The sequence below is a fragment of the Amycolatopsis sp. NBC_01488 genome, assembly GCF_036227105.1.
GTDB lineage: Bacteria > Actinomycetota > Actinomycetes > Mycobacteriales > Pseudonocardiaceae > Amycolatopsis.
Window position 1 is genome coordinate 2601849 of the sequence record NZ_CP109434.1, and the last position, 22024, is coordinate 2623872.

The following is a 22024-nucleotide window of genomic DNA, read 5'->3' on the forward strand; positions in this document are numbered from 1 at the left end:
ACCGCGGTCACCGACAATCAGCCCGTGACGTTTCCGCGGCTCCGGTGTCCTCCTGTCGAGGAGGTGCCGTGACGACCGCCGCTACCCCGCTTGACGACGCGACCCTCGTCGGCCGCGCCAAGGACGGCGATGTCCGGGCGTACGAGCAGCTCGTGCTGCGCTACCAGGGGCCGATGTTCCGGCTCGCCGTGAAGATGCTCGCGCACCGCGGCGACGCCGAAGACGTCGTGCAGGAGGTGTTCCTCAACGCCTGGCGCAAGCTCGGCCAGCTCGGTGAGGACGCCGCGTTCGTCGGCTGGCTCTACCGGGCCACCACGAACCGCTGCCTCAATGCCATCCGCGCGCGCCGGCCCCAAGCGGACGTCGACCTCGACACCGCCGAGTCGCCGCGGGCGGACCTGCAGCCCGAACGGGCCGCGCAGGTCAACGGGCAGCTCGCGGCGTTGAACGCGGCCCTGGTGCAGCTGACGCCCGAACAGCGGGCGTGCTGGCTGCTGCGCGAAGTGCACGGCCGGTCCTACGACGAAATCGGCGAAGTCGTCGGCGCGAACGTAACGGCTGTCCGCGGCCGGATCGCGCGGGCCCGTGCCCAGCTGGCGGAGGTGCTGAAGCCGTGGCGATGACGGACTACGAGCTGCCCTGCGAACGCGACGTCGAGCAGGTGTGGGAGCGGCTCGACGCGGTCGGCGCCGGGCTGGCCGACGAGCACGAGCTGACCTGCCCGCACTGCCGGGCCGCCCGCGAAAGCCTGCTGGCCCTGCGCGAGGCCACCGCGGAACTGGTGGCCGAGGACGACGTCCCGCCTGCCCTGTTCGGCCGGATCATGTCCGCGGTCCGCGCCGAGGTGCGACGCGGCTCGATGGTGGCGCTGCCGACCCCGGAACCCGGGTTCGTCGAGATCAGCGAGCAGGCCGTCGCGGCCGTGCTGCGGTACGCGGCGGACACGGTCGACGGTGTCCGCGCGCGACGCTGCCGGGTGCGGACTGGCGCGAACGGCGTCGTCGAAGTCGAACTCACCCTCGCGGTGAGTCTGCGGAACGCTACCGGCGGTGCGGCGTTGGCCTCGGTGCGGGAGCGGGTGACCGCGGCGGCCGCGGCCCGGGTGGGGCTGACGCTGGCGCGGCTCGACCTGCTGGTGGACGACATCTTTGCGGAAGACACTGTCGGGGAGCCAGGGGAATGAGCGTGGAGTACGTCATCGCCGATCCGGTGATCACCGCGGTGGCGGCGCGGGCGGCGATCGGCACGCCGGGCGTCGTGCGGCTCGAGCCGGGCCTGCGCGGCCTGGTGACGGCGTGGACGCGAGCCGCCCGGCAGCGCTGGAAGGGCCTCGACCCGGCGCCGGCCGACGGCGTCCGGGCCCGCACGGCCGACGGCCGGGTGACGGTCGAGATCGACCTGGTCACGGCGGCGGCCGACCAGGCGGCGGCGGTGGGCCGGGCCGTGCAGCGCGCGGTCGGCCGGTTCGTCACCGAGCAGACCGGCCTGGCCGTCGCCGAGGTTTCGGTGTCCATCATGGACATCGAGCCCCGGTGACCGGCGCCGAAGCCGTCGAGAAGATCGTCGGCGCCCTCGAAGCCGTGGCCGGTCTCCGCCTGGCGACCCCGGTTTCCCCGGAGACGACCTGGCTGCCGGTCGACTGGGCCGGCCTGGCGGTCGACCTTTCGCCGGAGGTCGTCCAGATCCGCCTGATCGCGACGCGGCTGCCGATCCCGCCGCTGCTCGACCGCGCCGCGGCGGCGGTGCGCCCGGTGCTGGCGGGCACGGAGTGGGCGGACGCGCGGCTGCGGCTGGTCGTCACGGACCTCGACGGCGCGGCGTTCGCGAGACCCACGTCACAGTGACCCTCTCCCGTCCTCCGGGTCCTTACCCACGAAAAGCGTTGGGGCTCAGGACATCCAGGGAGGACACCGATGACCGCGACGGCCGAAAAGAACGAGACCGCTGCCCTCGTCACGAAGCAGGGCACGACCACGATCGCCGACACCGTGGTCCAGAAGATCGCCGGGCTCGCCGCGCGCGAGGTCGGCGGCGTGCACGACCTCGGGGGTGGCGCGGCGCGCGCGTTCGGCGCGCTGCGTGACCGCATCCCGGGCGCGTCGGCCAGTGCCGGCCGGGGCGTCTCGGTCGAGGTCGGGGAGAAGCAGGCGGCCGTCGACCTGGAGATCCTGGTCGAGTACGGCGTCGCCATCGCCGACCTCGCGCGGTCGGTGCGCCGCAACGTCGTCACCTCGATCGAGCAGATGACCGGACTGCAGGTCGTCGAGGTGAACATCACCGTCAGCGACGTCCACCTGCCCGGCGACGAGGCACCGGCGCCGTCCGACCGGGTCAGCTGATCCGGCGTACCGTCGAGAGCGTGGACGAGCCGTCGAAGCCCGACGAGCCGCCGGAGCGGCCGGGGCACCAGCCACCGTGGAAGAAGCCGCCCGAGCAGTACCCGCACGAAGAGCCGACGAAGTACCCGGCAAAACGCCCACCGGAATTTCCACCGGGCGTGACGCCTCCGTCACCGCCAAGGTGAACAGGTTGCTCCGGTGGGTTAAACATCACACAGCGGGGCAATCTCAGGGGCGGCCGAACTCGATCAGCGGAGTAAAGTCGCTGGTAGGGGGTTCGGTGAAGGGGGCGTGTGGTGGCGAAGTTCCTGGCGGAAGTGACTGTCGCGGTACACATCTTGGCCTTGCTCCTCATCGGTTTCGGCGGCTTCATCGCCTGGCGCTGGCCGAAGCTGATCTACGTCCACCTGCTCGGCGTCGCCTGGGGCGTCCTGGTCAACGTCGCGCCGGTGCCGTGCCCGTTCACCGCGTTGGAGAACTTCTTCCGCCACCAGCAGGGCCTCGGTGACTTGCCCGGCGGGTTCAACGCCTACTACCTGTACGGCACGGTGTTCCCGCAGTCGTGGCTGCCGGCGATCGGCGTCGTCGCGATCGCGGTGGTCGTCTACTCCTACGTCGGCGTCTACCACCGCTGGCGCCACCGCGACCACGAGGACGCCCGGACGCACCGGGTCCGCCTGGGCTAGGCGACAATCGGGGGGTGAGCACCTCCCCCGACGCCGGACCCACCGAGTGGGTGAGCCGCGAAGAGGTCGGCGTCGGCCCGTGGCCGGGTGACTGGCCGTCCGACGAGCGGTACGACCCCGACCTCCTGCGCGACGGCGACCGCCGCAACGTCGTGGACGCGTACCGGTACTGGCGCCGCGAGGCGATCGTGTCCGATGTGGACAGCCGGCGGCACCCGTTCCACGTCGCCATCGAGAACTTCCAGCACGACCACAACATCGGCACGGTCGTCCGCACGGCGAACGCGTTCGCGGCGGCGGAGGTCCACATCGTCGGCCGCCGCCGCTGGAACCGCCGCGGCGCGATGGTGACGGACCGCTACCAGCACCTCCGTCACCACGAGGACGTCTCCGGGCTGGTCTCGTTCGCGTCCGAGCAGGGGCTGGCGCTGGTCGCGGTCGACAACACGCCCGGCGCGCAGCCCGTCGAGACGGCGGAAATCCCGCGCGAGTGCGTGCTGCTGTTCGGCCAGGAAGGGCCGGGGTTGTCGCCGGGCGCGCAGGAGGCGGCGTCCCTGGTGGTGTCGATCGCCCAGTTCGGGACGACGCGCTCGATCAACGCGGGCGTCGCGGCCGGGATCGTCATGCACGCGTGGATCCGGCAGCACGCGGATCTGTCGACCGCCTGGTGACTACAGCCCCCAGCCCCAGCGCAGCTGGACCACGCCCGACGCGTTGTTGGTGGCCAGGCCGCTGCCGCTCTGCCGCGTGATCGAGTAGGTGTCGCCCGAGCGCAGGCCGGGCCAGTAGACGACGCCCATCTGCCGGGACCGCGCGAGGTCGGTGGTGGCGGCGAAGTACGCGGTGAAGTTGTTGCCGTCCTGGTGGCCGGCCGAGTAGTCCAGCCCGGTCGTCATCGGGGCGCCGGCCTCGTCGATGACCGTGCGCGAGGAGTACGAGCCGAGCCGGTTGCTGAGGTTCGTGGTCCACGCCGAGCGGGTCGTGTCCGAGGCCCAGAAGCCGTAGAAGTGCAGCGACAGCAGCGTTCCGGTCAACGCGCTCGCCGCGCCGACGCCCGTGACGTTGTCGTTGTAGCCGGTGCCGCTGATCAGCACCCGGCCGCGCGGGATGTTCGAGTGCCGCGAGAGCCAGGTCGAGCAGAGCGACACCCAGGAGTTCAGGCTGTAGCCGAACGGCTCGTTCATCGGCTCGAAGTAGACGCTGCCGTTGCCGCCGTAGTCGCCGGTGACCTTGTCCCACATGGTGTTCCACGCGGTGACGTCGTCGACGAGGCCGTCCTTGTTCGCTTCCCAGTAGCCGAAGATGACCTTCATGCCGTGGGCCAGCGCGGAGTCGGCGGCGCCCTTGTACCGTGCCCACCAGTCCGAATTGACGCTCTGCGGGTTGATCGGCAGCCGTACGGTGTTGGCACCCAGCTGCTGCTGGAACCCGCTGATGATGCCGTCGGCCTTGGTGCGGACGACGTCGTAGCTGTCACCGGCCGTGAGGCCGGTCGGGATGACCCAGCCGTCCACGTAGTTGTCGCGGGCGTCGGCCCAGTTCACGCCGCGGAAGGCGTTGGTGGCGGCGGAGGCGTCTTGGGGGATCGTGAGCAGGGGCGCGGCGAGGACCGCGATCAGGAGGGCGCGCAGGCAGCGACGAAGGCGGGTCATGCGAACTCCGATGTCCGATGATCGATGTTGACGTCAACATGCCTGGCGAGAATGCGCTCGGACCGTCGCCGGTGTCAAGCGTCAGACGGGGGCGACCTCGACCGGGATGCCGTTCAACACCGACGTTCCGGACGGAACGTCCAGCACCGTCTCGTCGGTGACCAGGTTCGAGTTGACGCCCGGATTCGCGCGTGCCACCTGCGTCCGCGAACCGTCGACGTCGTGACCCCAGCCGTGCGGGATGCTCACCACGCCCGGCCGAACCTCGTCGGTCACCTCGACCGGGACTTCGAGCTTTCCGGCGCGGGACGTCACCGACGCGAGGGCGCCGTCGGTGAGGCCCAGGCGGGCGGCGTCCTCGGGGTGGACCAGGACCGTGCAGCGGTTGCCGCCGCGGATCAGCGGCTTGAGGTTGTGCATCCACGAGTTGTTCGAGCTGAGGTGCCGCCTGCCGATCAGCACGAGGCCGTCGTCCGCCGGTTTCGCCAGTTCGGCACGCAGCCGGGGGACGTCGGCGACGACCTCCGGCGGCGCCAGCTCGATCCGGCCGGACGCCGTGCAGATCACCTCGGGGATCCGCGGCTGCAGCGGCCCGAAGTCCATCCCGTGCGGCGCGGCTTCGAGGTCGGCGAGCGTGACGTCGTAGGGCCCGGCGCGCAGCATCAGGTCCACCAGCCGCGCGGGACCGGTGCGGTCGTGGGTGACCTCGAGCTTGGCTCGGCGCGCGACGTCGGCGGCGACGAAGTCGTCGAGCGCCGCGAAGTCCGCTTCGGGGCCCTGACCGGTGACGATGCCGGTGAGCCGCAGCATCGTCTCCCACTCCTGCGGGAGCTTCGACGGCAGCGTGGCCGGCGTCCAGTTCGCGACGTTGCGCACCGAGAGCTGGTAGAAGGCCAGGTCGAAGTGCGGCCGTTCGAGCGGCGACGGGCCGGGCAGGATGACGTCGGCCTGGCGCGACGTCTCGTTGAGGTAGACGTCGACGGAGATCATGAAGTCGAGCTTCTTCAGGGCTTCGGCGAGCCGTCCGGCGTTCGGTGTGCTCAGGCACGGGTTGCCGCTGACCGTGATCAGCGCGCGGACCTGGCCCTCGCCCGGGGTTTCGATCTCGTCGGCGAGCGTCGCGACCGGCAGCTCCCCGACGACCTCGGGGTAGCCGCGCACCCGGCTGTGCCAGCGTCCGACGGCGAACGGCCGCCGGTTCCCGGTCGGCTGGCAGGCCGCCAGCGGGAACATCGCGCCGCCGGGGGCGTCGAGGTTGCCGGTGAGCACGTTGAGGACGTCGACGAGCCAGCTCGCGACCGTGCCGAACGTCTGCGTCGTCGTGCCGATCCGGCCGTAGACCACGGCGTTTTCCGCATCGGCCAGTTCTCGCGCGAGCCGGCGGATTTCCCCGGCGTCGATGCCGGTGCGCGGGGCGACGGCTTCCGGGGTGAACGGCTGAGCCAGCTCGCGGACGTCGTCGAGGCCGTTGAGGTGCTCGGCCAGGCGTCCGGGTGCGACCCGGTTCTCCGCGAACAGCACGTTGACCAGCGCGAACAGCAGCAGCGCGTCGGTGCCGGGCCGGATGGCGTGGTGCTCGTCGGCGAACTGCGCGGTGCGCGTCCGGCGCGGGTCGACGACGACGATCTTGCCGCCGCGCTCGCGGATCCCGCGCAGCCGGCCGCGGATGTCCGGCGCGGTCATCAGGCTGCCGTTCGAGACGAGCGGGTTGGCGCCGAGGATCAGCAGGTGCCGCGTGCGGTCGAGGTCGGGCACGGGGATCGCGAGCGGATCGCCGAACATGGTGCCGGCGGAGTAGTGCTTCGGCAGCTGGTCGACCGAGGTCGCACTGTAGAAGTTCTTGGTGCCCAAGGCTTTGTAGAGCACGCGGCCGTAGAGCGTGAGCGCGATGTTGTGCACGCCGGGGTTGCCCGCGTACACGGCGACGGCGTCCCGGCCGTGCTTCTCGAGGATCGGTGGCAGACGGCGGTCGATCTCGTCGTACGCCTCCTGCCAGCTGACCTCGACGAACTCGCCGCCCCGCTTGAGCAGCGGCGCGGTCAGCCGGTCGGGATCGTGGTGCAGCGCCCCGAGCGACGCGCCCTTCGGGCAGAGGTAGCCCTTCGAGAAGACGTCGTTCTCGTCGCCTAGCACCCGCGTGACCTGCTGGTTCGCGTCGAGCGTCACTTCGAGGCCGCAGGTGGCTTCACACAGCGGGCAGGTCACGTGGGCGGTCGTCATGGCCACCCAACATACCGAGCGGTATGTCGATGGGCAAGGCACGATTGCGACATGGACGTCTCCGCTGCCGAACGCGCAGTGACTTCGCGGCACCTGCGCCGGGTGTGGGCGCTGCCCGGCACGGTCCTCGGCCGCAGCGGCTGGCCCCCGTCGCTCGACCAGCGGCTGCACTGGCACTGGAACTACTGGTGGCAGGCGCACCTGCTGGACACGCTCGTCGACGCCCAGCTGCGCGCACCCACCGCGTCGCGCTTGGCTCTGATCCGGTCGTTCGTGCGTTCGGTGCGGCTGCGCAACTTCGGCCGCTGGACGAACGAGTACTACGACGACATCGCGTGGCTCGGCCTTGCGCTGCAACGGGTTGCGGCCCTCGGGGTCGACACCGGCCCGGCGGTGGCGGCGATCGACACGCAGCTGCTGTCGGGCTGGACGGCCGCGGCGGGCGGCGGCATCTGGTGGCGCGTCGGCGACGAGTTCAAGAACGCCCCGGCCAACGGCCCGGCGGCGATCTTCCACGCACGGTCGGGGAACCCGACTCGCGCCCGCGAGATGCTGGACTGGATGACGTCCACTCTGGTCGATCCGGCGTCCGGCTTGGTGTGGGACGGGATTCGCACGGACACGGGCGAGCTGGTGAAGCACATCTACACGTACTGCCAAGGGGTTTACCTCGGGGCGTGCCTGGAACTGTCCTCAATGGACGACGCGGCCAGGACGGTCCGCGCGGTGGCTGAGCAGTGCGCCCCTGGAGGAGTCCTCCGCGGCCAGAGCGGCGGCGACGGCGGGTTGTTCGCGGCGATCCTGGCGCGCTACCTGGCGTTGGCGGCGCACGCGTTGCCCGGCCCGGAAGCGGAAGTGGCACGCTCGCTGGTCCTGAAGTCGGCGGAGGCGTGCTGGTCGGGCGCGGCGCCGGGCCCGGTGTTCAGCGCGTTCTGGGACCGCGCGGCGCCGCCGTTGCCGTTGCCGGCGGACGCCCCGGAGCGGGACATGTCGGTCCAGGTGGGCGGCTGGATGCTCCTGGAAGCCGCGGCGACGCTGTGAGCGGGCGGGTCAGTTCTGGACGCCTTCCTTGCGCGGGTCGAGGTCGATCCGGCCGCGCTTGCCGTCCTCCCCGGTCTCGTGCCAATCGGCGATCGCGGCCTTGAGCCGGGCCTTCTGCTCCGCGTCGCCCGCCGCGTACTTCTCCGCAGCCTTCTTGATGCGATCGGCCGCCATGAGGTACCGCGCGGTCGTCTTCTGGAAGAACGACTCGACGTCTTCCCGCAACGCGATCAGCGCCGTGTCCGCCGCGATGGGCACGACGCCGCGGCCCACGAGCTGCCCGTCGGCGTAGGACGCCGTGGCGACCTTGCTCAGCAGGCCGGAGTAGATCTCGGCGGCGTCGTAGCAGTGCTGGGCGATCTCCATGACCACCACGACGTCCACGGCGAACCGGCCGGACGCGGACGGATCGCTGTCGTCGCCGTCGGGACTGCTCTTCGTGAAGTCGTAGAGTTCCAGCACCGTGCGGTCGACGCCGGCGATCCGGTGCCCGATGGCCGTGACGGCCTTCTGGTAGTCCGCTTCGGCCTCGTCCAGATCACTGTGGAGGGTGCGGACGGCGGAATCCAAGTGGGCGAAGAAGCCGCTCAGCTGCGGGAACCGCAGGTCTTCGTTCGGCTTCCCCTCGCGGAGGTTCAGCGCGAAGTCGATCAGGCTCAGCGCCGTGCCGATGCTCTCCGGAGCCTCTTCTCCCAATGCCTTGGTGACCGTCGAGACGATTCCCCATGCCTGGCCGGCGGCGTTCACCGCCACCCTTTCCTTCGGGGTGTCGCCCGATGGCGGAGCGGCTTCGAAAAGCTCGCTGGTGGCCTGGGCGATGAGCTGGAGGATGTTGTTCCGCGTGGCGTGGATCGTCGTGGCCCGCACGGAGTAGCAGTTCGCCAGCCACCGCACGAGAACGCTCTGGTTCTTCAGCGTGGGGCCGACCGTCGACAGGAAGCCGCCTTTGAGGCTGTTCGCGGCGAGCCCCGTCCAGCCGGCCAGCCACGCCCGGTTGTTGTTGCCGTCGTCCCGGACGGAGAGCTTCTCGACCATTCCGGGCAGCGTGTAGGCGTCGACTGAGCCCTCCGGTCGCATCGTCCCGTCGACGTTCAGGAGACTTTGCCGGGCGTCGTCGAGGGACGAGAGCTCCGGTCCGCCCGCCAGATCCGGGATCGCGGCCGCCAGCTGTTCCCGCTTCGCCCACGCCCAGTCGCCGACCTGGGAAAGGACGTCGGCCGCCCGGCATTCGACGTACTTCGCGTCCGGGACGCTCCAGCCGTCGCAGGGGGCGGACGGCCGGGTGGCCTGCGTGCTGTCGGTGACGGCCCAGGCGACGACCGGGCAGGTCGTCAGATGACCTCGCGACTCGGGCGGGACCTGCCACCGGGCGGGCTCGGGCGCGCCGTCGATCTGGCTCGTGCCGCCGCGCAAAGTCTGCCCGGCGTCCCTGGTCCAGCGGCGCTCCAGCGTCTGCCAGTAATCGTTGAGCGCCGCCGAAAGGGAAGCCGAGTAAACGCTTCCGCTCAGGTACTGACCGCTCATGCGCCACTTCCCCCGATTCGTTCGCCGTCGAGCGCGCCGAGAGTAGCAACAAAGTGACGCATTTAGCCTAATTGTCACTCCGTGGCGTCCGGAAGTGGCCAGTGTCCGGTCAGCAACCGCAGGAGGCGCCGTGCAGGAAACGCGGCGTCAGCGACACCGACTCCGGTGGCCCGTCCGGATCGGCCATCCGGGACAGCAGCATCCGCACCGCCCGCCGTCCGATGTCCGCGATCGGCTGGGCCAGCGTCGTCACCGCCGGGCTCACCCGGCGGGCCCACTCCATGTCGCCGTAGCCGACGACCGCCAGCTCCGAGCCGATGCGGATGCCGCGGCGGTGGGCCTCGTACTGGACGCCCACCAGCATCGACTCGTCCGCCACCACCAGCGCCGTCGGGGAGGGCCAGCCGTCCAGGAGCTTCGCCGTCGCGCGGGCCGCTCCGCCCGACGTCGACAAGCCGCACTCCACCAGCTCGCGGTTGAACCGCAGGCCCGCCTGGTCCAGGCCCAGCCGGTAGCCGCGGACGCGCTCGCGGCTGATGTCCAGGGCCTCGTCGCCCGAAATCAAGCCGATCTTGCGGTGCCGGCGCTCGGTCAGGTGCCGCACCAGCGACGCCACCGCGTGCACGTTCTCCGTGCCCACCTGGTCGACGTCGTTGCGGGCGGCGACGCGGTCGACCAGCACCGTCGGCACGCCCATCCGGACCAGGCCGTTGATCTCCGCTTCGGCACCGGCCGAGGGCACCAGCAGCACGCCGTCCACGAGGTCCGCCCGCAGCGCGCGCACGACCGCTGATTCCTCACTCGCCGTGTCGCCGGTGTCGGCCAGGGTGACGTCGCAGCCCGCCTGCGCCGCGGCTGTCCTGATCGAGCGCAGCAGCTCACCCGAGTACGGGTTCGCGTGCGTACCCATCGCGACGCCGATCCGGTAGGTGACCGGGGGGTCCCACAACCGGAGCTCCGGCGAAAGTGCCGTCATAAGCCCTCGCAGACGCTCAGCCGAAAGGTAGCCGCTGAGCGGGCACGCCGAGGTGCTAGCCCCGCAGAATCACTGATGTGAGTGAACCGGCGGGCAACCGCACGACTCTCGGTGACGCAGCGTGGGTGCCAGCCGGACCGTCTCGGCCTTGCGCGCGGGGTCGTTGAGCCGGGCCAGCAGCAGCCGCACCGCCTGCCGCCCGATCTCCTCGATCGGCTGGGCCATCGTCGTGAGCGGCGGGTCCACCAGGTCGGCCCACTCGACGTCGTCGTAGACCACCACCGGCAGGTCCTGCCCGATGCGCAGGCCCCGCCGCCGCGCCTCGTGCAGCACCCCGACCATCATGCTGTCGTTCCCGACGACCAGCGCCGTCGGCGGATCGGGCAGCGCCAGCAGTGTGCTCAACGCCAGCGAGCCACCCTCGTGCGACGAGTTCCCGCAGGCCACGAGCTCGGACGACCACGCCAGCCCGGACCGGCCGAGCCCCAGCCGGTAGCCCAGCACGCGCTCCTCGCTCGTCGACAGCCCAGGCGCGCCGCTGATCATCCCGATCCGCCGGTGCCCGAGCGTCGCCAGGTGCGCGGTCAGCGCCGAGGTCGCCTGGATGTTCTCGGTGCCCACCTGGTCGACGTCGGCGCGGGTGGTCAGCCGGTCGATCAGCACCGTCGGCACGTCCAGCGAGACCAGCTCGCCGATCACCGGGCCGTCGCCGGGCGCCGGGGTGATCAGCAGGCCGTCGACGCGCCGGGAGCGCAGCGCTCGCACCGTGTCACGCTCCGTGTCGGCGGTGTCGTGCGTGTCGGCCAGCAGCACGGTGTACCCGTGGGTCGACGCCTCGCGCTCGATCGCCTGCATCAGCGTCGCGAAGTACGGGTTGGCCACCAGCGAGATCGCCATCCCGATCGACCGCGTCCCGCCGGTCACCAGCGAGCGCGCGATGGCGTCACCCGTGTAGCCGGTCGTCTCGATCGCCCGCAGGACGGCCGCCTTGGTGTCCTCGGCGACCGCCCGCGTCCCGTTGACGACGTGCGAGACGGTCGTGATCGAGACGCCGGCGAGCTCGGCGATGTCCCGCTGGGTCGGCCGCGATGATCTCGGCTGGGCCATGCCAATCCTTTCCGGCAAGCGTTTGCGCAAACGCTTGCGTCCACGGTGCAGTCTGTCTACCTTCCCGACCATCGGCAAGCTTCGACACGAACAAAGGGTGGGAACCCATGAGACAGCGAAGTCTCACCGCAGTCGTGCTGGCCGCCCTCCTCGCCGCGACGACCGGGTGCACGGTCGAACGCCACTGGGGCGGCAACACCACCACCGGCGGGAGCGGCAAGGCCAAGGTCGGCCTGGTCACCAAGACCGACACGAACCCCTACTTCGTCGAACTGCGCAACTCCGCGAGAGCCGCCGCGCAGGCCAACGGCGCGGACTTCAGCGCGCTCGCCGGCCAGTTCGACGGCGACAACGACGGCCAGGTCCGCGCCATCGAGAACCTCGTGCAGCAGGGCGCGAACACCATCCTCATCACGCCCAGTTCGTCGACCGGCGTGTTGAAGGCGATCAAGGACGCCCGCGACGCCGGGATCCTCGTCATCGCCCTCGACACCGCGACCGAGCCGCCCGACGCCGTCGACGCCACCTTCGCCACCGACAACTTCGCGGCCGGCGAGCAGCAGGGCGCGTACGTCAAGGCCGCGCTCAAGGGCGCCACGCCCAAGCTGCTGATGGTCGACGGGACCGCCGGCAGCTCGGTCGACACCCAGCGCCACGGCGGCTTCCTCAAGGGCATCGGGCTGACCGACGGCTCGCCGGAGATCAAGGGCCACACCGCGGCCAACGGCGACCAGAGCCTCGCCCAGCAGGGCATGGAGAACCTGCTGCAGCGCAGCACCGACATCAACGCCGTCTACTCGATGAACGAGCCGATGGGCCGCGGCGCGTACGCCGCGCTCAAGGCCCGCGGGCTCACCGGCCGGATCGTCATGGGCTCGATCGACGGCGGCTGCGAAGGCGTCCAGAACGTCAAGGACGGCGAGTACGCCGCGACCGTCATGCAGTTCCCCAAGAAGATGGCCGAACAGGGCGTGCTCGCCGCCGTCGAGTACGCGAAGACCGGCAAGAAGCCGACCGGCTTCGTCAACACCGGGTCCGCCGTGATCACCGACAAGCCGCTGCCCGGCATCGAAAGCCACGACACGGCGTGGGGCCTGCAGAACTGCTGGGGAGGCACGCAGTGACAACCACAAGCACGACGACCGCGACAGTGTCCACAAGGGACACGCGGGAACGGGAGTCACTCGGCGAGTTCCTGCTTCGCGCCCCCGCGGTCGGCCCGGCGCTCGCGCTGATCGTCGCGATCGTGGTGTTCTCGCTGGCCACGGACACGTTCTTCGACCTCGACAACCTGTCCACGGTGGTCCAGCAGTCGCTGGTCGTCGGGACGCTCGCATTGGGACAGACGCTCGTCATCCTCATCGCGGGCATCGACCTGTCCAACGCGTCGTCGATGGTCGTCGCGACGCTGATCATGGCCAAGCTCGCCGCGGCGGGCACGAACGGCTTCGTCGCGCTGCTGGCCGGGGTCGTGCTGACGATCATCGTGGGCATCTTCATCGGCGGGCTCGCGACGCGGATCAAGCTGCCGGCGTTCATCATCACGCTCGGCACGTTCACCATGCTGACCGCGGTGTCGAAACTGATCGCCGGCGGCCAGGCCGTCCCGGTGACCGACGGGCTGCTGCAGTGGCTCGGCACCAAGCGCTACCTCTTCGGCGGCATCCCGATCACCTACGGCATGACGCTGGCGCTGCTGATGTACCTCGGCGTCTGGTACGCGCTCACGAAAACCGCGTGGGGCAAGCACGTCTACGCGGTCGGCAACGCGCCGGAGTCCGCGCGGCTGTCCGGCATCAAGGTCAACCGCACGGTGCTGTCGGTCTACATCGTGGCCGGGCTGACCTTCGGCATCGCCGCCTGGCAGGCGCTCGGCCGGACGCCGAACGCCGACCCGAACCAGTTCCAGCTCGGCAACCTCGACTCGATCACCGCCGTCGTCCTCGGCGGGACGAGCCTCTTCGGCGGCCGCGGCTCGGTGCTCGGCACGCTGATGGGCGCGCTGGTCGTGGCCGTGCTGCGGTCGGGGCTGACGCAGATGAACGTCGACGGCAACTACCAGGACCTCGCCACCGGCGCCCTGCTGATCGCCGCCGTCGTGGTGGACCGGATCGCGAGGAGGCAGCAGCAGTCATGACCGAACCGATCCTCCAGGCCCGTGGCCTGGTCAAGCGCTACGGCCGGGTCACCGCCATCGACGGCGCCGACTTCGACCTGCTCCCCGGCGAGGTGCTCGCCGTGGTCGGGGACAACGGCGCCGGCAAGTCGTCACTCATCAAAGTCCTGTCCGGCGCGGTGATCCCGGACGAAGGCGAGATCAAAGTGGACGGCAAGACCGTCCACTTCAAGTCCCCGTTGGACGCTCGCCACTTCGGCATCGAGACGGTGTACCAGGACCTCGCCGTCGCGCCCGCGCTCGACATCGCGTCGAACATGTTCCTGGGCCGGGAAAAGCGGCTCAAAGGACCGTTCGGGCTGTTCCGCAAGCTCGACACCGCGACCATGCGGTCGGAGGCGCAGCGGATCCTCGACGAGCTGGGCATCAGCATCAAGTCGATCGGCCAGCTCGTCGAGACGCTGTCCGGTGGGCAGCGCCAGGGTGTCGCCGTGGCCCGCGCGGCCGCGTTCGGCACCAAGGCCGTGATCATGGACGAGCCCACCGCCGCGCTCGGCGTCGCCGAGTCCGGCAAGGTGCTCGACCTCATCGGCCGGATCCGCGACCGCGGCCTGCCGGTGGTGCTGATCAGCCACAACATGCCGCACGTCTTCGACATCGCCGACCGCATCCACGTGCACCGCCTCGGCAAGCGCGTCGCGGTCGTCTCGCCGAAGACGCACTCGATGAACCAGGTCGTCGGCCTGCTCACGGGTGCGTTGCGGCTCAACGAGAACGGTGAAGTCGAAGAAGCCGCCGCCGCGACCCACGTCGCCGGATTGAAATGAGACTGCTGCTGGCGGGACTGTGCACTGTGGACGTCGTCCAGCGGGTCGACGAGCTTCCGGCGCCGGGCGAGAAGGTCCAGTCGCTGCGGGTGGACGTCGCGGCCGGGGGGCCCGCGACGAACGCCGCGGTGACCGCCGCCGCGCTCGGCGCCGAAGCGACCCTGCTGACCGTCCTCGGTGCCCACCCGCTGGCCGCGCTCGCCCGCGCCGACCTCGAAGCCTGCGGCGTCCAGGTCGTCGACCTCGACCCCACACGAGCCGATCCGCCGCCGGTCAGCGCCGTCGCCGTGCGAGACCGCGACGGCGAGCGCACGGTCGTCTCCCGCAACGCCGCCGAGCGCCACTTTCCCGTGAAAGCGCCGCTTCCGGAGGCCGACGTGGTACTGCTCGACGGGCACTACCCGGAACTCGCGCTGGCCGTTGCGCGGGGAACCGAAGCGCCGGTCGTGCTCGACGCCGGGAGCTGGAAGCCCGTGCTCGACGAACTCCTCCCGCTGGTCGACATCGCCGCGTGCTCCGCCCACTTCACCGCGCCGGAACCGGGCCTGCACGAGCGCGGCGTCCCCACCGTCATCACCACCGCGGGCCCCGGGCCGGTGCGGTGGTCCACAGCGGACGGCGGCTCGGGTGAGGTGCCTGTCGCGGACGTGGAAGCGCGGGACACACTAGGTGCGGGCGACGTCTGGCACGGCGCCTTCGCCGTCGCCGTGGCCCGCGAACCGACGGTGACGGACCGGATCCGCTTCGCCAACGAGGTGGCCGCCGAACGGGTGCGGCACGTGGGACCGCGGTCATGGACGACCGCGATCGCAGGAAGGAACAGGACATGACGGCGTTCGACGACCTGCTGGCCAGGGCCGAGGGCCTGACCGTGCGCGGGCAGCGCAACGTGCTGGGCATCATCGGCGCGCCCGCGTCGGGCAAGACCACGCTGGCCTGGGCGATCGCCAACGCGCTCGGCTCGCGCGCGGCCGTGGTCGGGATGGACGGCTTCCACCTCGCGCAGGTCGAGCTGCGGCGGCTGGAGCGCACCGAGCGCAAGGGCGCCCCGGACACGTTCGACGCGGCCGGCTACTACCACCTGATCCGCCGGCTCGCCGAAGGCCGCGAGACGGTGTACGCGCCGGAGTTCCGCCGCGAGATCGAGGAGCCGATCGCCGGGGCCGTCCCGGTGCCGCCGGAGGTCCAGCTGGTGATCACCGAGGGCAACTACCTGCTGCTGCCGGACGACCCGTGGAGCGGCATCCGGCCGCTGCTCACCGAGGCCTGGTTCCTTGCGCCGGACGAGCCCGAGCGGATCGAACGGCTGGTGTCGCGCCACCGCCGCTACGGCCGTTCCCTGGTCGAGGCCCGGCGCCGCGCGCTCGGCTCGGACCAGCGCAACGCCGACCTCATCTCGCAGACGCGCGACCGCGCGGACCTGGTGCTGGAGAACCTGCCGCTGGCGAACTTCGCGATTTGACCCTCATCGTCACCGGCGGCAGCCGGGGGATCGGGGCGGCGATCTGCTCGCTGGCGGCTTCGCGCGGCCACGACGTGGTCGTGAACTACTCCGGCGATGCCGCGCCGGCCCTCGCGGTGGCCGACGAGGTGCGGTCGGTCGGCCGGCAGGCGCTGGCGGTCCGCGCGGACGTCTCGGCCGAGGACGACGTCCGTGCGCTGTTCGACGCGGCCGCCGAGCTGGGGCCGGTGAACGCGCTGGTCAACAACGCGGCGATCACCGGGAACACGCCCGGGCGGCTCGACTCCTACGACGTCGAGGTCGTCCGGCGCACCTTCGACGTCAACGTGACCGGGGTGTTCCTGTGCTGCCGTGAGGCGGTCCGCCGGATGTCGACGCGCTACGGCGGCGACGGCGGCGCGATCGTCAACATCTCCTCGACCGCCGCGCGCACCGGTTCGGCCGGGGAGTGGGTGCATTACGCGGCGTCGAAGGCCGCCGTCGACACGCTGACGTTCGGGCTGGCCCAGGAGGTCGCGGGCGAGGGCGTGCGGGTCAACGCGGTCGCGCCCGGGATGGTCCACACCGGCCTGCACGAGGCCGCCGGCCTGCCGGGCCGGCTCGAGAAGTTCGCGCGGCAGATCCCGATGGGGCGGGCCGGTGAGCCGGCCGAGATCGCCGAAGCGGTGCTGTTCCTGCTGTCGCCCGCGTCGTCGTTCACGACGGGCGCGGTGCTCGACGTCGGTGGCGGCCGGTGACCGTCCGGGCACCCTCTGATAATTCGGAATGACCTTGGGTCACCGGCGTCCGCCTGCTGGGACGCCCGGAGACGGCGAGATCACGATCGGACGGGGAACTTGGTCACCCTCGTTTCGGCCGGCGAACGCTGTGCAACTCTGGGGAGCCGCCACGCGAAAGGACGGCTTCGAAAGCCATGGCAAAACTCATGTCCGTGCACCATCTCGCGCTCACCGTGACCGACGTGGACCGCAGCGTGCCTTGGTACGTCCGCGTCCTCGACCTCGAGGAGGTCACCCGGCGCGAAGAGCCGGACACGGGACTGCGCAAGGTCGTGCTCCGGTCCGCCGGGGACGAGTTCTCCGTGGTGCTGGTCCAGCACTCGGACACCGGCAGACGCGGGTTCGACGAACGCAGAACCGGGCTCGACCACGTCGCCTTCAAGGTCGGTTCCGAGGCCGAGCTGGCCGAGTGGGAGTGCCGCCTCGCGGAGTTCGGGGTGTCGTACCTGCCGGCCGCGCCCTCGCGGACGTTCGAGGGCTCGCGAGTGGTCGTGTTCCGCGACCCGGACGGCATCCAGCTGGAGATCTGGGCCGACCCGGTCCTCTGACCCTCAAGCCCGCGCGTCGTCCCGCTCGTCGACCGGGCGGCGCATCTCCTGGCGGTAGCGCAGCACGCCGTAGCCCGTGCCGAACACGAAGAACGCGACGCTGATCCACAGCGCCGCCGTCTTCAGCCACGGCAAGGCGTCCAGCAGGCCCGCGCCGTAGTAGCCGAGCAGCACCAGCGTCGGCACCCACAGCAGGCCACCCAGTGCCGTCGCCGCCATGAAGCGGCGGGGGTCCATGCGGGCCGCTCCGGCGATCAGCGGGGCCAGCGTGCGGATCCACGGGATCCAGCGGGCCGCCACGATCGCGAAGAAGCCCTTGCGGTCCAGGAACCGCTGCGCGCGCTCGAGGTTGTGCCGGTTCAGCACCTTGCCGTCGCGGCGCGCGATGAGCTTGGTGCCGCTGCCGCGGCCGATGTAGTACCCGATCTGGTTGCCGAGCACAGCGACGATCAGCGCGGCCCCCGAGAGGAACCACGCGTTCGCGTCCGAACCGTGCTGGGCCAGCACCACGCCGGCCCCGAACAGCAGCGAGTCACCGGGCAGGAACAGCCCGATGATCAGCGCGCATTCGACCAGCACGAAGCTCAGCACGATCACCCAGACGAGCAGCGGACCGGCGGTGTCCAGCCAGCTCACGCCGACGCCCGCGGCCTCCATGCTCACGACGTTCACACGGGGAGCCTACGTGGCCGAGGTGAACGCCCCACGGCGAACGGTCGAATCGAGCGCTCCCGGATATCCGGAGCTACGAACGGTGAAGGCCCCCTCACCAGCGGTGAGAGGGCCTTCGTCCGGGAACCTCAGAACTGCGGCAGCGACTCGCCCTGCACGGCTTCGATGTCCAGCTCGACCTTCACCGTCGTGCCGACCGCCGCGACGCCCGCCCGCACCATCGCGCTGTAGTTGATCGCGAAGTCGTTCCGGTGCAGCGTCGTCTCCGCGTGGAAAGCCACCCGCACGCCGCCCCACGGGTCCGGGCCCCAGCCGCCGTACGACAGCTCCAGCTCGATCTCGCGACGCTCGCCGTGCAGCGTCAGGTCGCCGGCCAGCGTCCACGAGTCCACGCCGCGCTGGCGCAGGCCGGTGCTCGTGAACGTGATCACCGGGTGGACGTCGACGTCGAGGAAGTCCGGCGAGCGCAGGTGGTCGTCACGCATCTTGATGTTCGTGTCGATGCTCGCCGCCTTGATCTCGGCGTGCACCGACGACCGCTCGGCCGGGCGGCCGATCTCGATCCGGCCGGACACGTCCGGGAACCGCGCCTTGATGCTCGCGATGCCCAGGTGCCGGGCGGTCGCGACCACCGACGAGTGCATCGGGTCGATCACCCACGGCCCGGCGGGCGGCAGCTCGATCGCCTCGGCGACCGGGGTCAGCACGACGTCGCCGAGCGAGCCGGAGCCGTCCGAGGCGACCTGGGCCGTCCGGGCGACCGGGGTGTACCCGGCCGCCGTGACGACCGCGGTGTAGGTGCCCGGCGCGAGCGCGTCGGTCACCACGTCGCCGCGGACGTCCGCCGCCTGCCGGGCGACCTGCCGCCCGGCCGGGTCGGTGACGGTGAGCACCGCGTGCTCCACCGCCCAGCCCTCGGTCGTCCGGAAGGTCGCGCGCAAGCCGGTCATGACCGGTCGACCAGCTCGTCGAGGGCCTGGTCGTAGCTCAGCCGGACGTCGTGGTCCGCCTCGCCGCCGGTCAGCTCCACCTGGCTGGTCGCCGGCGGGTAACCGCTCGCGACCACGGTGTACGCACCCGCGGGCAGGTCGCTGACCACGTACCGGCCTTCGCCGTCGGTCCGGGCCACGGCCGAGACGTTGCCTTCGGCGTCGAGCACGGTGATCCGCGCGTCCGGGACGACCCGGTCGCCCTCGGTCCGCGCGACGCCGGTCAGCTGCACCGAGCTGGACAGCTCGACGTCGTGGCGCAGCACGCCGCTGTCCGGCACGGTCAGCGTCACCGCGACGGGCCGGTAGCCCGCGCCGCTGGCGACCAGGGTGTACGCCCCGGCGCCGACCCCGAGGAAGGCGTAGGTGCCGTCCGTGGTCGTGATGAACGCGCCGTTCACCTCGCCGCGGCCGTCGGTCAGCGTCACCGTGACGTTCGCCAGCGGGGAACCGGTGACGGCCGCCCGCACGGTGCCGGTCAGCTCGCCGGACCCGGTGAGCGTGACGTCGACCGTCGCCGGGCCGTTGCTGATCACGACGCTGGAGGCCTGCGGCTGGTGGCCGTGGGCCGACACGATGAGGACGTACGCACCCGGGCCCTGGCTGGGCACCGAGTAGCTGCCGTCCGCGGCGCCGGTGGCCCGCGCGACCTGGCGGCCGCGCTGGTCGATCAGGGTCAGCGCCGCGCCGGGGACGTGGCTGCCGTCCTGACGGCGGACGTGGCCGGTCACCGGCACGCCACCCGCGCCGACGGGAACGTCGAGCTCGGCGTCGGCGAGGGAGTTCGTGATCGGCAGCGCACCCGACACGGCCTGGTAGTCACCGTGGCCGTTGCTCAGCGCGTGCTTCCCGCCGCCGACCAGGGCCGGCTCGCGGTCGAGCTGGCGCACCGGCTCGACGATCTCGGTCGGCTCGTCCGCGTGGTCGTCCGCCTCGAGCAGCGCCTCGCCGCCCTCCATGGCCGCCGCGGCCGGGGCCGCGTTGGTCAGCGGAATTTCCTTCATGAACAGCAACACGATCGTGGCCAGCAGGGCCACCCCGCCTGCGATGTAGAACACCGTGGTGATCGACTCGGTGAAGCCGATCAGCACCGGGGTCTTGATCGCCTCCGGCAGGTTCTGGATGCCGCTGGTGTCGCCGGACAGGCTGCTGATGCCCGCGCCGGCGCCGGCCGGCAGCTTGCCGCCGAACGCCTTCGTGATGTTGGGCAGCAGGGTGTTGAACAGGACCGTCAGGAAGATCGCGACACCCGCGGTACCACCGATCTGGCGGAAGAACGTCGCCGACGCCGTCGAGACGCCCATGTCGCTGCGCGGACCGGCGTTCTGCACCGCGATGATCAGCGTCTGCATGCACTGGCCGAGGCCGAGGCCGATGATGGCGGCCGCGACCAGCGGGTGCCACAGCGGCGAGTCGTACTTGACCTGCGCGAAGAAGAACGCGCCACCGGCGATCATGATCGTGCCGACGATCGGGAAGATCTTGTAGCGCCCGGTCCTCCCGGTGAGCCGGCCGGACACGATCGAGCTGGTCATGATGCCCGCCATCAGCGGCAGCATCAGCAAGCCGGACTCGGTCGGCGTGTAGCCCTGCACGACCTGCATGTACTGCGGGATCATGATGATCGCGCCGAACATCGCGACACCGACGATGACACCGCCGATGATCGCCACGGTGAACGTCGAGTTCTTGAACAGCCGCAGCGGGATGAGCGCGGCGTCCTTCATCAGCTTCTCGACCACGATGAACGCGATCACGCCGACGCCGCCGACGACGTAGCAGAGGATCGCCTTGCCGTCGCCCCAGCCCCACTTCTGGCCCTGCTCGGCCACGATCAGGAACGGCACGACCGCGACGATCAGCGTGAGCGCGCCCCACCAGTCGATCTTGTGCTTGTGCGGCGTGTGCGGCACGTTCAGCACCTTCGCGACGACGAACAGCGCGACGATGCCGATCGGGACGTTGATCAGGAAGACCCAGCGCCAGCCGTGCAGGCCGGCCAGGGTGTCGATGCCGGCGAAGAAGCCGCCGAGCACCGGGCCGAGCACGGTCGACAGGCCGAACACGGCCAGGATGTAGCCCTGGTACTTCGCCCGCTCACGCGGCGGGACGATGTCGCCGAGGATGGTCATGGCCAGCGACATCAGGCCGCCGGCGCCGAGGCCCTGCACCGCGCGGAACGCGGCCAGCTCGTACATCGACGTCGAGAACGACGACGCCGCGGAGCCGACCACGAAGATCGTGATCGCGGCCAGGTAGAACGGCTTGCGGCCGTAGATGTCGGAGAGCTTGCCGTAGATCGGCGTGACGATCGTCGAAGTGATCAGGTACGCCGTGGTCGCCCACGCCTGCAGGTCGAACCCGTGCAGGTCGTTGGCGATCTTGACGATCGACGTGCCGACGATCGTCTGGTCCAGTGCGGCGAGGAACATGCCGCACATCAGGCCGCTCAGGATCGTGACGATCTGGCGGTGGCTCAGCCGGGGTGGTTGGCCCACCTCGGGCAGTGCCGGAGCTTCGGTGGTGGAACTCATGCGTTGGCCCCCTTGGCCGGTGCACTGGCGGACGCGTGGGCGTCGGCCAGCTGTGGAGAGTGGTTCTCGATACCTGTGTTGAGTCGGCCGAACAGCTTGTTCAGGGTCTGGATGTCCCCGTCGGTCCAGTCCCCGAGCACGTCGGCCAGCCATCGGTTTCGCTGCTTGCGGTTCTCTTCGAACACCCGCATGCCCTCGGCGGTCGGCGCGAGCAGGCACGCGCGGCCGTCCTCGGGGTCGGCCTGACGCTCGACCAGGCCGTGCTGGACGAGCGAGCTCGACTGCCTGCTGATCGTGGAGATCTCGGAGTGGAGCGACTCGGCGAGCCGGCTGGTGCGCTGCGGGCCCTCGTGGATGAGGGTGAAGAGGATCGCGTAGGCCGCCCGCTCGATCCCGTCCGGACCCTGCTTGGACACCTGGGACTTCGCCTTGTTGATCAAGCGGACCAGGCGGACGAGCTCGTGCCCGAGCTGGTCGGCGAGATCCAGCTCGGCGGTGGGCCGAGTGGCGGAGCTGTTCGGTGCCATGAGGGATCCTTCAACGGCGTTGGTT

The 22024-nt window shown here is 70.9% G+C and carries 24 protein-coding genes; 15 read left to right on the forward strand and 9 right to left on the reverse strand.

The features are described 5' to 3' along the window. Window positions 1-68: 68 nt before the first annotated feature. The 7 genes from OG738_RS12500 (at window position 69) to OG738_RS12530 (ending at window position 3696) form a co-directional block, all read left to right on the forward strand. Window positions 69-623 carry an RNA polymerase sigma factor gene (locus OG738_RS12500; RefSeq protein WP_329053791.1) on the forward strand — a complete coding sequence of 185 codons (555 nt, stop codon included), beginning with the start codon at window positions 69-71 and terminating at the stop codon, window positions 621-623. Beyond that, a complete protein-coding gene (locus tag OG738_RS12505) occupies window positions 614-1183 on the forward strand; it encodes an Asp23/Gls24 family envelope stress response protein (RefSeq protein WP_442875893.1) in 570 nt (189 codons plus the stop codon). Before OG738_RS12500 ends, OG738_RS12505 begins: the two co-directional genes overlap by 10 nt. Further along, a complete protein-coding gene (locus tag OG738_RS12510; RefSeq protein ID WP_329053793.1) occupies window positions 1180-1536 on the forward strand; it encodes an Asp23/Gls24 family envelope stress response protein in 357 nt (118 codons plus the stop codon). Before OG738_RS12505 ends, OG738_RS12510 begins: the two co-directional genes overlap by 4 nt. After that, window positions 1533-1844, forward strand: coding sequence for a hypothetical protein (locus OG738_RS12515; protein ID WP_329053794.1), 312 nt, complete (start codon window positions 1533-1535; stop codon window positions 1842-1844). Before OG738_RS12510 ends, OG738_RS12515 begins: the two co-directional genes overlap by 4 nt. 69 nt (window positions 1845-1913) lie before the next feature. Continuing rightward, window positions 1914-2339 (forward strand): Asp23/Gls24 family envelope stress response protein, encoded by a 426-nt coding sequence (locus tag OG738_RS12520; protein WP_329053795.1) that lies wholly within the window; start codon window positions 1914-1916, stop codon window positions 2337-2339. Window positions 2340-2635: 296 nt separating this feature from the next. Further along, window positions 2636-3025 (forward strand): DUF2784 domain-containing protein, encoded by a 390-nt coding sequence (locus OG738_RS12525; RefSeq protein WP_329053796.1) that lies wholly within the window; start codon window positions 2636-2638, stop codon window positions 3023-3025. A gap of 14 nt (window positions 3026-3039) precedes the next feature. Next, window positions 3040-3696, forward strand: coding sequence for a TrmH family RNA methyltransferase (locus tag OG738_RS12530; RefSeq protein WP_329053797.1), 657 nt, complete (start codon window positions 3040-3042; stop codon window positions 3694-3696). Here OG738_RS12530 and OG738_RS12535 read toward each other — a convergent pair whose 3' ends face one another. Next, the gene (locus tag OG738_RS12535) at window positions 3697-4677 is read right to left on the reverse strand and encodes a cellulase family glycosylhydrolase (protein WP_329053799.1); all 981 of its coding nucleotides are present in this window, start codon (window positions 4675-4677) and stop codon (window positions 3697-3699) included. Window positions 4678-4758: 81 nt separating this feature from the next. Beyond that, window positions 4759-6897, reverse strand: coding sequence for a molybdopterin oxidoreductase family protein (locus OG738_RS12540; RefSeq protein WP_329053800.1), 2139 nt, complete (start codon window positions 6895-6897; stop codon window positions 4759-4761). 51 nt (window positions 6898-6948) lie between these two features. Here OG738_RS12540 and OG738_RS12545 point away from each other — a divergent pair, with 51 nt between their 5' ends. Continuing rightward, window positions 6949-7938, forward strand: a complete 990-nt coding sequence (locus OG738_RS12545; protein ID WP_329053802.1) for a glycoside hydrolase family 76 protein — start codon at window positions 6949-6951, stop codon at window positions 7936-7938. Between the two features lie 9 nt (window positions 7939-7947). On the opposite strand, the gene OG738_RS12550 is transcribed toward OG738_RS12545, so the two are convergent. The 3 genes from OG738_RS12550 to OG738_RS12560 form a co-directional block, all read right to left on the reverse strand. Then, entirely contained in the window at window positions 7948-9462 is a 1515-nt protein-coding gene (locus OG738_RS12550; RefSeq protein WP_329053804.1) for a hypothetical protein, read from the reverse strand. A gap of 109 nt (window positions 9463-9571) precedes the next feature. Beyond that, window positions 9572-10438 carry a LacI family DNA-binding transcriptional regulator gene (locus OG738_RS12555; protein WP_329053806.1) on the reverse strand — a complete coding sequence of 289 codons (867 nt, stop codon included), beginning with the start codon at window positions 10436-10438 and terminating at the stop codon, window positions 9572-9574. Between the two features lie 69 nt (window positions 10439-10507). Next, complete coding sequence (locus tag OG738_RS12560; protein WP_329053807.1) at window positions 10508-11545, reverse strand: LacI family DNA-binding transcriptional regulator; 1038 nt, start codon at window positions 11543-11545, stop codon at window positions 10508-10510. Between the two features lie 107 nt (window positions 11546-11652). Between OG738_RS12560 and OG738_RS12565 the strand changes: the two genes are divergently transcribed. The 7 genes from OG738_RS12565 (at window position 11653) to OG738_RS12595 (ending at window position 17277) form a co-directional block, all read left to right on the forward strand. Beyond that, complete coding sequence (locus OG738_RS12565) at window positions 11653-12669, forward strand: substrate-binding domain-containing protein (protein ID WP_329053808.1); 1017 nt, start codon at window positions 11653-11655, stop codon at window positions 12667-12669. Further along, entirely contained in the window at window positions 12666-13682 is a 1017-nt protein-coding gene (locus OG738_RS12570) for an ABC transporter permease (protein WP_329053809.1), read from the forward strand. The genes OG738_RS12565 and OG738_RS12570 overlap by 4 nt, the downstream gene beginning before the upstream one ends. Next, window positions 13679-14488 carry an ATP-binding cassette domain-containing protein gene (locus OG738_RS12575; RefSeq protein WP_329053810.1) on the forward strand — a complete coding sequence of 270 codons (810 nt, stop codon included), beginning with the start codon at window positions 13679-13681 and terminating at the stop codon, window positions 14486-14488. Before OG738_RS12570 ends, OG738_RS12575 begins: the two co-directional genes overlap by 4 nt. Next, the gene (locus tag OG738_RS12580) at window positions 14485-15318 is read left to right on the forward strand and encodes a PfkB family carbohydrate kinase (RefSeq protein ID WP_329053811.1); all 834 of its coding nucleotides are present in this window, start codon (window positions 14485-14487) and stop codon (window positions 15316-15318) included. Before OG738_RS12575 ends, OG738_RS12580 begins: the two co-directional genes overlap by 4 nt. Further along, complete coding sequence (locus OG738_RS12585) at window positions 15315-15950, forward strand: nucleoside/nucleotide kinase family protein (RefSeq protein ID WP_329053812.1); 636 nt, start codon at window positions 15315-15317, stop codon at window positions 15948-15950. Before OG738_RS12580 ends, OG738_RS12585 begins: the two co-directional genes overlap by 4 nt. Beyond that, window positions 15947-16687, forward strand: a complete 741-nt coding sequence (locus OG738_RS12590) for an SDR family oxidoreductase (protein ID WP_329053813.1) — start codon at window positions 15947-15949, stop codon at window positions 16685-16687. Before OG738_RS12585 ends, OG738_RS12590 begins: the two co-directional genes overlap by 4 nt. A gap of 176 nt (window positions 16688-16863) precedes the next feature. Beyond that, complete coding sequence (locus OG738_RS12595) at window positions 16864-17277, forward strand: VOC family protein (RefSeq protein ID WP_329053815.1); 414 nt, start codon at window positions 16864-16866, stop codon at window positions 17275-17277. 3 nt (window positions 17278-17280) lie between these two features. On the opposite strand, the gene OG738_RS12600 is transcribed toward OG738_RS12595, so the two are convergent. The 4 genes from OG738_RS12600 to OG738_RS12615 all read right to left on the reverse strand — a co-directional run bounded on the left by OG738_RS12600 (window position 17281) and on the right by OG738_RS12615 (window position 21999). Continuing rightward, window positions 17281-17949: a DedA family protein gene (locus OG738_RS12600; RefSeq protein WP_329053817.1), complete on the reverse strand. Its 669-nt coding sequence runs from the start codon at window positions 17947-17949 to the stop codon at window positions 17281-17283. A 128-nt stretch (window positions 17950-18077) separates the two neighbouring features. Further along, window positions 18078-18899 carry a YceI family protein gene (locus OG738_RS12605; protein ID WP_329053818.1) on the reverse strand — a complete coding sequence of 274 codons (822 nt, stop codon included), beginning with the start codon at window positions 18897-18899 and terminating at the stop codon, window positions 18078-18080. Then, a complete protein-coding gene (locus OG738_RS12610) occupies window positions 18896-21472 on the reverse strand; it encodes an MFS transporter (protein WP_329053819.1) in 2577 nt (858 codons plus the stop codon). The genes OG738_RS12605 and OG738_RS12610 overlap by 4 nt, the downstream gene beginning before the upstream one ends. After that, on the reverse strand, window positions 21469-21999 hold the full coding sequence (locus OG738_RS12615) for a MarR family winged helix-turn-helix transcriptional regulator (RefSeq protein WP_329053820.1): 531 nt from the start codon (window positions 21997-21999) through the stop codon (window positions 21469-21471). The genes OG738_RS12610 and OG738_RS12615 overlap by 4 nt, the downstream gene beginning before the upstream one ends. Window positions 22000-22024 lie beyond the last annotated feature (25 nt).